The following is a 10,964-nucleotide window of genomic DNA, read 5'->3' on the forward strand; positions in this document are numbered from 1 at the left end:
GCATGCGGTTGCAGCAACTCGCCGACCAATTCTTCTCCGGCGGAGACCATCTCGACGACCCCGTGCTCGCCGCGGTCACCCACACCGCCCGCCGCTACCGCATCGGCACCGAGCTGTTCGACGACTTCCTGGCGTCAATGCGGATGGACCTGACGGTCACCGATTATCCCGACCGCGGTGCGCTCAACCTATACATGCGTGGATCCGCCGAAGCCATTGGCCTGCAGGTTCTTCCGGTCCTGGGCACCGTGGCGCCGGTCGAGGAGACCGCGCCCTACGCCGCGGCGCTGGGTAGGGCGTTTCAGCTCACCAACTTCCTGCGCGACGTCGACGAAGACCTGTTGCGGCAGCGGGTCTACCTGCCGGCCGACGAGCTCGCCGCACACGGTGTGGATCGCGAGCTGCTGACCTGGTGTCACCGCAATCGCCGCACCGACGCGCGGGTGCGCGAGGCGCTCGCCGCCCAGCACGAGATCACCCGCGAGACTTACCGATTCGCGGCCGCCGGCATCGGCATGCTGAGCCCGCGGTCGCGACCGTGCGTGGCGACCGCAGCGGCGCTGTACTCCGAAATCCTGGACCGCATCGAAGAGAGCGATTTCGCGGTGTTCAATCACCGGGCCACGGTCGGCAGAGCCCGACGGCTGCAGGTCGCCGGCATCGGGCTGATACGGTCGTGGCGGGCGCGCAGTAGTTCGCCCGGCGTTGCCGATGCCCCGGGGGCCGCATGACCGATCGCTGGCAGTATCTTCTGGTCCTCGCCGCATGCCTGGCGATCACGGCGCCCCTGGAGTTCTTCGGCCCCGGCGTCTACCGGCAATGGCGGCGGCTGGTGAAGGCCGTGTTGCCCGTGGCCGTGGTGTTTTTGGTCTGGGACGAGATCGCCATCGCCGCGCACGTGTGGACGTACAACGGCGAATACATCACCGGCCTGGACATCCCGTTCCGGGTGCCGATCGAAGAGGTGCTGTTCTTCATCGTCATTCCGATCTGCGCGCTGCTCACCTACAACGCCGTGAGCACCATCCTGGGCAGGGTCAACCGGCGGTGAGCGGCCTGGGTTATACCGTTCCGGCCGTCGCATCGGTATTCGCCGTGTGCGCACTGGAATTGGCGGTGTTGCGCACCGGGCTCTTCCGACGGCCGGCGTACTGGCTGTCGATGCTGATCATTCTCGGGTTCCAGGTTCCGGTCGACGGATGGCTGACCAAGCTCAGTTCCCCCATCGTCAGCTACGACCCCCGCCACATCACCGGCCTGCGCTTCCCTTTCGACATCCCGGTCGAGGATTTCTTGTTCGGCTTCGCACTCGCCACCGCGGTGCTGCTGGGATGGGAACGCCAACGTGCGCGTCGGTGAAGCCGGCCCGACCCCCGGCGAACTGTCGGCCGCCTTCGACGCCGGAGCGGCGGCGTACGACGGGCTGGTGGGTGCCAGCCCCGGCTATCACAACCAATTGCTTCTCTCCGCCCGCCGCATGCGAATACGTGACCGCGGCAAGGGCTTACGCCTGCTCGACGCCGGCTGCGGCACGGGCGCGTCGACGGCCGCGCTGCTGGCCGTCGCCCCGGAGGCCGAGATCGTCGCCGTCGACGCGTCGCGGGGCATGCTCGACGCTGCGGCCGCGAAGACCTGGCCCCGGTCGGTGCGATTCGTGCACACCCCCGTCGAGCAACTGGCCGAGCACGGGATCACCGGGCCGTTCGACGGAATTCTGGCCGCCTACCTGATCCGCAACCTCGCCGACCGGGACGGCCAATTGCGGAAACTCCGGACCCTGCTGCGACCCGGTGCCACACTCGCGGTGCACGAGTACTCGGTGCGCGACTCCCCCGCCGCCACCGGAATCTGGCACGCCGTGTGCTGGGGCATCATCATTCCCGCCGGATGGTGGCGCACCCGCGACGCGGCGCTGTACCGCTACCTGTGGCGCAGCGTGCTCGAGTTCGACGGCGCGGCCCGATTCCGGGACCGCCTCGCCGACGCGGGCTTCACCGCCGTGCACAGCGAAACGATGCCGGGCTGGGAGGCCAACATCGTGCACACCTTCCTGGCGGACGCGCCGCAATGACGGACCTCGGCACCGATCGCCAGCGCGAAACATTCGCCGCACCAACCGGATTCCCGGATGCCGGAGCGCTGGCGTCACGACCCCGAGTGGTCGTCGTGGGCGGCGGCATCGCGGGGCTGGCCGCTGCCACCGGCCTGGCCGAACGCGGCGTCGCCGTCGAAGTGATCGAGCGCGAACACTACCTCGGCGGCCGGGTCGGCGGCTGGACCGAACGCGAAAACGGGACCGACCTCGCCATGAATCGGGGCTTCCACGCGTTCTTTCGGCAGTACTACAACCTGCGCGCCCTGCTCCGCCGCATCGAACCGCAACTGCGGATGCTCACACCCGTCGACGACTATCCGCTCATCGACGGCGCGGGGCGGCGCGACACATTCCGGGGGCTACCACGCACCCCACCCTGGAACGCGGTGGCCTTCGCCGCCCGCAGCCCGACCTTCCGGCTTCGCGACTTCCTGCATATCGACGCTCGCGCGGCCGCGCCGCTGGCCGCGGTGTCGGTGCCCGGGATCTACGAGCGCCTCGACCACTTCGATGCCGCGACATTCCTCAAGAGCATCCGATTCCCCGAAGCAGCAAGGCATCTGGCGTTCGAGGTGTTCTCCCGCAGCTTCTTCGCCGACCCTTCGAAGCTGTCCGCGGCCGAGTTGGCGGCGATGTTTCACATCTACTTCCTCGGCTCGTCCGAAGGCCTGATCTTCGATGTGCCCACGTCGAACTACGACACCGCCCTCTGGCAGCCGCTGCGCCGATACCTCGAGGCGCGGGGCGTCGGGTTTCGCCTCGGCACCAGCGCCGCTCGCATCGAGGCCGGCTCGGCGGAGCCGTTTCGGGTGTGGACGGATTCGGGTGAGCGCCTGGACGCGGACGCCGCCGTGCTGGCCACCGATGTGGCCGGCCTGCAGCGTGTCGTGGGTGCATCGACCGGGCTGGCCACGGACGACTGGCGCGCACAGATCGCGCGGCTGCGGACGGCGCCGCCCTTCGCGGTCCACCGGCTGTGGCTCGATCGCCCCGTCGAGGCGCAGCGGCAGGCGTTTTTGGGCACGGCCGGCCACGAGCCACTGGACAACATCAGCGTGCTGGAGCGCTACGAACGCCAGGCCGCCGAGTGGTCGCGTGCGCACCACGGTTCCGTCGTCGAACTGCATTCCTACGCCCTCGACGCCGCGCCGTCCCGCGCGGCGGCGCTGCGGCAGCTGCGCAAGGTGTACCCGGAAACCGCGGCGGCGCAGGTCGTTTGCGAGCGACTGCTGCACCGCAGCGATTGCCCGCTGTTTGCGCCCGGCTCCTATGCGGACCGCCCGGCGGTGGTCAGCCCCCAGCCGGGCCTGCTGTTGGCCGGCGACGCCGTCCGCATCGACTTGCCGGTCGCGCTGATGGAGCGCGCCGCCACGACCGGTTGGTGCGCCGCGAACCATTTGCTGAGAAGATGGGGACTGGCCGGGCACCCGTTGGTCACCGTACCCACCCGAGGCCGGTCAGCCCTGTTGCGATGGCTCGCCACCCGCGAAGGATCCACTCAACGATGAATATTCGCGAACAGCTCCAGCACCTATGGCCGGGCGCGCGGACCAAAGATTGGCCGCTGCAAGTGATTCCGCGCACCCCGTGGGCCGACCAGCGCCCGACCTACCGCGATGCGCAGCCCGCCATCATCGACGGCGCGCTGAAACGGGCCCAGGGCAGGCCCACCGGGAACTGGTTCGCGTTCGCCGGCAGCGCCGATGTCCGCCCCGGGCGGCCGTTCGGCGCCCGGATCGCCGGGGTTGACATCGTCGCCTGGCGCGATGACGAGCGCCGGCTCCGCGTCGGTCCGCGCGGTTGCCCCCACCTGGGGGCGGATCTGGCCACCGGGACGGTACACGACGGCACGCTGATCTGCCGATGGCACGGACTTGCCCTGGACGGCCGGGCGCGCGAATTCGGCTGGAGCCCGTTGCCCGGCCACGACGACGGTGTCCTGGTGTGGGTTCGGCTCGACAAGGCGGGCGGCGAAGAGCCGTCGGCCGAACCGGTGATACCGGCCCGGCCGACCGGCGACACTCTGGCCGCCGTCGCCCGGATGGCGGGCGTGTGCGAGCCCGCCGACATCATCGCCAACCGGCTGGATCCCTGGCACGGTGCCTGGTTCCACCCCTATTCGTTCACCCGGCTCGAAGTGCTCACCACCCCAACCGAAACCGTCGATCGCTTCTTGGTGGCGGTGACCTTCAGGATGGGCCGCCTCGGCGTTCCGGTCGTCGCGGAATTCAGCTGCCCGGAGGCCCGCACGATCGTCATGCGCATCGTGGACGGCGAGGGAACCGGCAGTACTGTCGAAACCCACGCCACGCCAATCGGATCGGGCCCCGACGGCCTCCCCCGCACCGCCGTGCTGGAAGCCACCATCGCGCATTCGGACCGGCCGGGGTTCGCGCGCGCGTCGCGGGCCGCCCCCGTGGTCGCCCCTCTTATGCGCTTCGCAGCCAACAGGCTCTGGCGCGACGACCTCGCCTACGCCGAGCGCCGCTACCAGGTACGCGCCGGCCTCGGCTGACTGGGAAATCGCCGTGCGGAAAGGGTATGTCGCCGCCGTCGTCCTGACCGTTGCTGTGCACCTCGCCTACCTGGCCTACGTGCCGGTCGGCGGCTTCCTCGCGCTGCGCTGGCCGCGCACCATCGTGCTGCACCGGGCGGCCGTCGTCTGGGGCGTCGCCGTTGTCGCGCTCAAGCTGCCCTGCCCGTTGACGTCGGCGGAATCGTGGGCGCGTCGCCGCGCCGGGATGGATCCCCTGCCCACCACCGGGTTCGTCGACCGCTATGTCGCGGGCCTGCTGGTGCCGTCCGGCCGCGTCGGTGTCGCGCAGGCATTCGCGTTTCTATGGGCCGCCATCTCCTGGGGCCTGTTCGAGCGGCGCGTCAGCCGCTGAGGCCGGGCTGTGCCGCGGGACCGCCGGCGGCCGCCGAATCCGTGACGGGCGGCGCCGCTTCGTGCTGAAGCCGACGGGATTTGCGCTGCCACAACGCCCACGTGGCAACCGAAACCGCGACGGCCGAGAGGATCAAGGTCGGCCAGAGGGCCAGCTGCGCCAGCCACAAGTCGCGCTGCAGGCGCACCACGGTGCGCCGGCCACGCCAGACGCGCCTCGGCATCTCTTTGACAGTCATCGCAGCTCTCATACCCCGGAGCGGGCGAATCAAACGCCACCGCGCGAGAGGATTTCGCGCTTCAACGGGTTTGGCTCACCGCGCTGGGGGCTAGTCACCAGCATGAGCACTGAATCGCGCGTTCCCGCCGAGCCGTCATCGCGATCGTTCACCCGGCTAGCGGCCGCATGGTGGGCCCTCGTGGTCGGCCTGCTGATCCTGATCGTGCTGCTCATCTTCGTCGCGCAGAACACGGACTCGATAACCGTGCACTTCCTCGCTTTCCACTGGAACCTGCCGGTCGGAGTTGGCTACCTGCTGTCGGCGGTGGCCGGCGCCACAACGACGGTGCTCGTCGGCGCCGCCCGGATGATCCAACTGCGCAGGGCGGCCAAAAAGCAGCTCAAGGCGCTTTGATTCTCGCGGCGCGCAAAACCCTTCCTCAGCAAAGCATTCCCCAATGCGGCCTGCTGGCGCGTCCGCAGTCTGACCAGTAATTTAAATATTAATTAAATTAAACGGCTAGACCCCCGCGCGGCGATTCGGTTCAGGTTTCACCGGGAATGCCACAGCGACAGGGCGGGAGGAACTCATGGGCCACAACGGAACAAGTGATGCGGTCGCGCAGGCGGTGGGCAAAGTCACCGAGGCTCTGGAGACCGTCGAGCGCGCCCGCGGACACCTGTATTCGTTCCATCAGCTGACCGGGCGCGCCGACCTGCAACTCGACGACGCGGTGGCCCGGCTGAAGGAGATCGGACACGCCGAGCTGGCCCAGCACATCAGCCGGGAACTCGTCGGGCGCAACGTGTTACCGGGTCGGTGGACCTTCCAGGTGGTCGACGACTACGACGACGGCTACTACCGCTGTTTCCGCGAGATCGAGCGGCTGGTGCGCGACCGGCTCACCGAAGGACGTCGCCATGTCCACGAAGCGCAGCTCAAGGAACGCCGGCGCACGGCGGGACATCCCGCCCACACCACCACCCCCGACGACCACTCGGCGAAGGAGTGAATTGATGCATTGCGTCGTGTTCGGCGCCACGGGATACCTGGGGACGCGGCTCATCCCGCAGCTGCTCGCGAGCGGGCACTCCGTGCGCGTGCTGGCGCGCGACCCGGCCAAGCTCGACGACGTTGCATGGCGCGCAGATGTCGAGGTCGTTCAGGGCGACGTCATCGACGCCGGCGCCGTGCGGCGGGCACTCGACGGTCAGCAGGTCCTGTACTACCTCGTGCATTCGCTGATGCGCTCCGATTTCGTCGACTTCGACCAGCGCGCCGCACGCAACGTGGCGGAGTGCGCAAACCAGGCGGCCCTGTCGCGCATCGTCTACGTCGGCGGCATCACGCCCGACGGGCAGCGGCTCTCCGACCATCTGGCCTCACGCGCCCAAGTGGGGCTGCTCCTGCGGGTTTCGGGCGTGCCGACCGTCGAGTTGCGCGCGGCCGCCATCATCGGGGCGGGCTCGGCCAGCTTCGAAATGCTGCGGTACCTCACCGAGCGCCTGCCGCTGATCGTCGCCCCACGCTGGCTGAGGACCTGCGTCCAACCCATCGCCGTGCGCGACGCGCTTTACTACCTGCTGCACGCGGCCGAGTTGCCCTCCGACGTGAACCGGCCTTTCGACATCGGCGGACCCGACCGCTTCACCTACACGGAGATGATCCGCAAATACGCCGTGATCGCGGGCCTGCCCCGGCGGCCCGCGGTCCCGGTGCCGCTGTTGAGCCCGCGGCTGTCGGCGCCGTTCGTGGACCTGCTCACCCCACTCCCCCGTCAGCTGGCCGTTTCGTTGATGGAGTCGCTGGAAAACGACGTGGTGTGTGCCAATCACGACATCGCCCGCTACATCCCCGATCCCGAGGGCGGGCTGACGCACTACGAAGAGGCCGTCGAACTTGCCCTGGCGCACGTGCGCGAACAGGACCTGCGCACCCGGTGGTCCCGCGCCGACACCAACGGTGCGCCTTCCCGACCGCTGCCGACCGACCCGCAATGGTCGGGCGGATCGCTGTACGAGGATGTGCGCCAACGCAATAGCCGCACGGACCCCGAAACGCTCTGGCGTGCCATCCAAACCGCCGTCGCCGAGCGCAACTGGTCGGCGTTCCCGCTGGAATGGCCCCTGCGCGGATGGATCAACGGCACGCTCGGGGCCCTCCGGCCGCGGCGCCGGACGCTCGACGGGCAGAAGTTGCACGAGGGCGAGGCCCTGGACTGGTGGCGGGTGGAGCGCATCGACACCCCTCGACTGCTGCGATTGCGCGCCGACCTCCCCCTGCCCGGGCGCCTGTGGCTCGAGCTGTCGGCGAGCGCTGACGACAACGGCGGCTCCTGGTACCACCAACGGGCCCTCTTCCAGCCCTACGGGCTTGCGGGGCAACTTTTTTGGAACACGTCGGCACCGTATCGCGACGTGGTGTTCGGCGGCATTGCGCGCGACGTCACGGCCACGGCACGCGGCGGCGTGACCCGGGAGGCGGCTCCGTCGCACTGTTGAAAGGAGAGCGAGATGACCGACAAGGAATTCCACAAGGGCGACAAGGTCGAGTGGAAGAGCCACGGCAGCACCGTTCGCGGGACGGTGGAGGCCGAAATCACCTCCGACGCCGAAGCCGCCGGACGCACCGTGCGGGCGTCCAAGGACGAGCCTCAGTACCGGGTGCGCAGCGACAAGACGGGCGCTGACGCGGTGCACAAGCCGGGCGCGCTACGCCGAGCGGACTGATCGATGGCCGACGAGGACGAGAAAGCCACCTGGGACCGCTTCGAGAAGACGGTCAACATGACCGCTCGCGAGCTGGAAAAATGGCTCGCCACCGAGGAATCGCAGCGCGTGGGACAGAGGCAGGGCGGCGACGAGTCGACCGGGCACGCCAGTGGGCGCCGCATTGTCGCGATACTCAAGACCAAACGGAGCGACCTCGGGCCCGACGAGTACGCGCACATGCGCAAGGTCGTCGGCTACGCCAATCGCCACCTGGCCCAACGCCCCCAGGGCGACATCCGCGAAAGCGCATGGCGGTACTCCCTGATGAACTGGGGGCACGACCCGACGAAGTCCTGAGCGCGCACGGCGGTCCCCTCGGCGTCCGCGTGTTCGCCGACCAATCCGGTGCAAATGCGAGACACTTATCGGGGTTCGCGGCGCGCGTGTGGCGGTCGCCGATACGCTGGTCGGCGAATCTCGCAAGAAGGACACCGATAAGTGACCAAGCGCGGCGCCGCAGACCGGCGAATGGACCGAGCCGAACTCGAGAAGTTGATGTCGGCCGACATGCGCGCACTCACGGCGCAATCGGACCGCATCGGCCGACACTTCGCCCGCCAGAATGACGTCGGTGGCACCGACTTACACGCCTTGTTGCACATCATGGTCGCCGAGACGGCCGGAACGCCGCTGACGCCGGCGCAGTTGCGGCAGCGCCTGGACGTGTCGCCCGCCGCCATCACGTACCTGGTGGACCGGATGATCGACTCCGGCCACCTGCGGCGCGAGCCGGATCCCGACGACCGGCGCAAGACGCTGCTGCGCTATGAGGAATCGGGCATGGCGCTGGCCCGCTCGTTCTTCACCCCCCTCGGCGCGCACCTGCACGAGGCCCTCGCCGACGTGCCCGACCGCGATCTGACCGCCGCACACCGAGTTTTCCAGGCGATGATGGCGGCGATGTCCACCTTCGAAGCGCAACTCGCCACCCCTGACTCCAAACCCCCGGAGACGGACGGAAAGCGCGGCCCCAGCAGGGTCCGCCGCCGTCCCGTGCACACCGGCGACAAACCCGCCTAGGACACCGGCCGACGGGCCGCGGAGCCGAGCACCCGCTGCTCGATCAGCTCGGCCCCGCGCCGCACCCCGCCCGTTGCGGCGAATCCGGCGGCCACCCGGCGGGCGCCGTCCGTCATCGTGGTCGCCTCGCGCACCTTCGCCCTCAGCCGCGCCGGCGTGAGGCTTTTGGCCGCCAGCCGGGTGCCGCAGCGAGCGACCTCCACCCGCCGGGCGACTTCCGCCTGGTCGCGCGCGAACGGCACGACGCAGACGGGCACGCCGCGGTCGAGGGCCTTCAGCGTCGTGCCCATCCCGCCGTGGGTGATGGCGCAGCTGGCCCGCCGCAACAGGGCCGCGTGCGGGACGAAGCGGCAGACGGTCGCATTCGCCGGCCTGGGGAGGTCCGCCGGGATGCCGGCCGGAAACGTCGCCACCACGTGGACGGGCTCGTCGGCCAGCGCCCGCAACGCGATCCGTCCGAGGGCGGCGTCGGGCTGCCTGATCGATGACGTGTTGACCAGCACCACCGGCCGGTTGATGTCAGCGACCCACTCCGGTGTGGTTGCCTGCGCGGGTTCGAACACGCACGCGCCGATGTGGTGAACCAAACCGGCCCATCCCGGGTGGGGATACTCGAAGGGCTCGCCGCCGACGGCCAGCAACAGCGGTGCCCGCCGCACGAAGTCGTCGACCGACACGACCGGCGACAGCCCCAGCCCGGCGCGAATCTCGTTGACCCGCGGCAGCATTGGGCGGTCGAAAAGATACCGGACGATCGGCCGCACCGAGGCGTCGCGCAGTTCGCCGAGAATGCCCGGCAGTGGGCGCAGCCCGGGACCGAACGGCGGCACGCCGCGAGACCGCAGGTAGGGCGTGAACGGCGAGAACACCAGCCACGGCGTATCGCCTGCCTCCGCGGCCGACATGGCCCCCCAGCAGTTCGCGTCGACAATGACCGCATCCGGCCGGACGGCGGACACGGCCCGTCGCAAATCCTCGACTTCGAGTGCCGCGCGCCGGCACAACACATCGATGGTCAGCTTCAGCACTCCCAGTGCGTTTCGGGCGCGCCAGTCCTCGCCGACGATCGACTCGACCGCGGGATCGACCGGCTCGGCGTGGACGCCGACCGCGCGCATCGTCGCGACGCCACCCGCCATGGTGCGTGCATGCACCTCATGACCGCGGCCGGCGAGTTCGGTCAGCAGGGCGCCGGCCGGCAACAGGTGGCCCAGGGCCGGCGATCCATAGGCCAGTATCACCGCCATGTCGCACCCAGCTATGGGACGGGAGTCAGGTCGACCGCGCGCAGGGCGGAAAGGGTTGCTGCGCCACAGCCGTGCAGGCAGACGCGAAGTTCATCGATGAACGGCTGCAGCCAATCGACAACGGCCGCAGCGGAATCGATCGCGGCCGGCAGCAAAGGTCGTGCCACCGCCACGACATCGGCTCCCAATGCGAGCGCCTTGGCCGCGTCCATGCCGGTGCGGATCCCGCCGGAAGCCACCAGCGGGATGTCCGGCAGCACCTCACGCACCTCCACGATCGCCCGCGCCGTCGGGATGCCCCAGTCGGCCAGGTGGGGATAACGCAGCTCGCCGTAGCGGACGAACTGCTCGACCCGCGACCACGAGGTGCCACCGGCGCCCGCGACGTCTATGCCGGCGATCGGCGAATGTCCCTCGACCCCAACCAATTCCGCGGCGGCCGTCCCGCCGATTCCGTGACCGACCTCCTTGAGCAGCACCGGGCATTCTATCGCGTCGGCAGCGTCCCGCAGCCGGGCCAACGAGCCGGAGAAGTCGGTGTCACCGTTGCGCTGGATCGCCTCCTGCAACGGATTAGTGTGCACCGCAAGCGCATCGGCGCCCACCCGCTCCAAAGCCTTTGCCAGGTCGGGCACGGCGGCCTTCGTCAGTTGGGCCAGGCCGATGTTGCCGAACAGCAAGACATCCGGGGCCACGTCGCGGACGGTGAAGCTGGCCGCGGCC

The 10,964-nt window shown here is 69.4% G+C and carries 16 protein-coding genes; 13 read left to right on the plus strand and 3 right to left on the minus strand.

Going from position 1 to position 10,964, the window contains the following annotated elements:
- The 7 genes from A9X03_RS11190 to A9X03_RS11220 all read left to right on the plus strand — a co-directional run.
- Positions 1 to 731 (plus strand): phytoene/squalene synthase family protein (locus tag A9X03_RS11190; RefSeq protein ID WP_068261042.1); only part of this gene is annotated, 731 nt, incomplete at its 5' end.
- A complete protein-coding gene (locus tag A9X03_RS11195) occupies positions 728 to 1,051 on the plus strand; it encodes a lycopene cyclase domain-containing protein (protein WP_068261045.1) in 324 nt (107 codons plus the stop codon). The genes A9X03_RS11190 and A9X03_RS11195, both read left to right, overlap by 4 nt.
- Positions 1,048 to 1,359, plus strand: a complete 312-nt coding sequence (locus tag A9X03_RS11200; protein WP_067784910.1) for a lycopene cyclase domain-containing protein — start codon at positions 1,048 to 1,050, stop codon at positions 1,357 to 1,359. The genes A9X03_RS11195 and A9X03_RS11200 overlap by 4 nt, the downstream gene beginning before the upstream one ends.
- Entirely contained in the window at positions 1,346 to 2,071 is a 726-nt protein-coding gene (locus A9X03_RS11205; RefSeq protein ID WP_068261049.1) for a class I SAM-dependent methyltransferase, read from the plus strand. The genes A9X03_RS11200 and A9X03_RS11205 overlap by 14 nt, the downstream gene beginning before the upstream one ends.
- Positions 2,068 to 3,603 (plus strand): FAD-dependent oxidoreductase, encoded by a 1,536-nt coding sequence (locus tag A9X03_RS11210; RefSeq protein ID WP_068261052.1) that lies wholly within the window; start codon positions 2,068 to 2,070, stop codon positions 3,601 to 3,603. The genes A9X03_RS11205 and A9X03_RS11210 overlap by 4 nt, the downstream gene beginning before the upstream one ends.
- Positions 3,600 to 4,610 (plus strand): DUF5914 domain-containing protein, encoded by a 1,011-nt coding sequence (locus A9X03_RS11215; RefSeq protein WP_068261055.1) that lies wholly within the window; start codon positions 3,600 to 3,602, stop codon positions 4,608 to 4,610. The genes A9X03_RS11210 and A9X03_RS11215 overlap by 4 nt, the downstream gene beginning before the upstream one ends.
- A gap of 13 nt (positions 4,611 to 4,623) precedes the next feature.
- Positions 4,624 to 4,983: a DUF2784 domain-containing protein gene (locus A9X03_RS11220; protein WP_231969175.1), complete on the plus strand. Its 360-nt coding sequence runs from the start codon at positions 4,624 to 4,626 to the stop codon at positions 4,981 to 4,983.
- Here the strand turns inward: A9X03_RS11220 and A9X03_RS11225 are convergent.
- Positions 4,973 to 5,221, minus strand: a complete 249-nt coding sequence (locus A9X03_RS11225; protein ID WP_068261058.1) for a hypothetical protein — start codon at positions 5,219 to 5,221, stop codon at positions 4,973 to 4,975. The genes A9X03_RS11220 and A9X03_RS11225 overlap by 11 nt on opposite strands.
- Positions 5,222 to 5,323: 102 nt before the next feature.
- On the opposite strand from A9X03_RS11225, the gene A9X03_RS11230 reads away from it, so the two are divergent.
- From A9X03_RS11230 to A9X03_RS11255, 6 genes are all read left to right on the plus strand, one after another.
- The gene (locus A9X03_RS11230; protein WP_068261061.1) at positions 5,324 to 5,617 is read left to right on the plus strand and encodes a lipopolysaccharide assembly LapA domain-containing protein; all 294 of its coding nucleotides are present in this window, start codon (positions 5,324 to 5,326) and stop codon (positions 5,615 to 5,617) included.
- 175 nt (positions 5,618 to 5,792) lie between these two features.
- Positions 5,793 to 6,215, plus strand: coding sequence for a hypothetical protein (locus tag A9X03_RS11235; RefSeq protein WP_068261064.1), 423 nt, complete (start codon positions 5,793 to 5,795; stop codon positions 6,213 to 6,215).
- Positions 6,216 to 6,219: 4 nt separating this feature from the next.
- Complete coding sequence (locus A9X03_RS11240; RefSeq protein WP_068261073.1) at positions 6,220 to 7,704, plus strand: DUF2867 domain-containing protein; 1,485 nt, start codon at positions 6,220 to 6,222, stop codon at positions 7,702 to 7,704.
- 12 nt (positions 7,705 to 7,716) lie between these two features.
- Complete coding sequence (locus A9X03_RS11245; protein WP_067751116.1) at positions 7,717 to 7,932, plus strand: DUF2945 domain-containing protein; 216 nt, start codon at positions 7,717 to 7,719, stop codon at positions 7,930 to 7,932.
- A gap of 3 nt (positions 7,933 to 7,935) precedes the next feature.
- Positions 7,936 to 8,271 (plus strand): DUF3140 domain-containing protein, encoded by a 336-nt coding sequence (locus A9X03_RS11250; RefSeq protein WP_067751119.1) that lies wholly within the window; start codon positions 7,936 to 7,938, stop codon positions 8,269 to 8,271.
- A gap of 141 nt (positions 8,272 to 8,412) precedes the next feature.
- Positions 8,413 to 8,994, plus strand: coding sequence for a MarR family winged helix-turn-helix transcriptional regulator (locus A9X03_RS11255; RefSeq protein WP_068261066.1), 582 nt, complete (start codon positions 8,413 to 8,415; stop codon positions 8,992 to 8,994).
- On the opposite strand, the gene A9X03_RS11260 is transcribed toward A9X03_RS11255, so the two are convergent.
- Both A9X03_RS11260 and A9X03_RS11265 read right to left on the minus strand, forming a co-directional pair.
- Positions 8,991 to 10,241 carry a glycosyltransferase gene (locus tag A9X03_RS11260; RefSeq protein ID WP_068261069.1) on the minus strand — a complete coding sequence of 417 codons (1,251 nt, stop codon included), beginning with the start codon at positions 10,239 to 10,241 and terminating at the stop codon, positions 8,991 to 8,993. The two genes, A9X03_RS11255 and A9X03_RS11260, sit on opposite strands and share 4 nt — an antisense overlap.
- A gap of 11 nt (positions 10,242 to 10,252) precedes the next feature.
- Positions 10,253 to 10,964, minus strand: a 712-nt coding sequence (locus A9X03_RS11265; RefSeq protein ID WP_082974469.1) for an alpha-hydroxy-acid oxidizing protein, incomplete at its 5' end; no start/stop codon positions are given.

The sequence above is a fragment of the Mycobacterium sp. E1715 genome (genome assembly GCF_001667625.1).
Taxonomy (GTDB): domain Bacteria; phylum Actinomycetota; class Actinomycetes; order Mycobacteriales; family Mycobacteriaceae; genus Mycobacterium.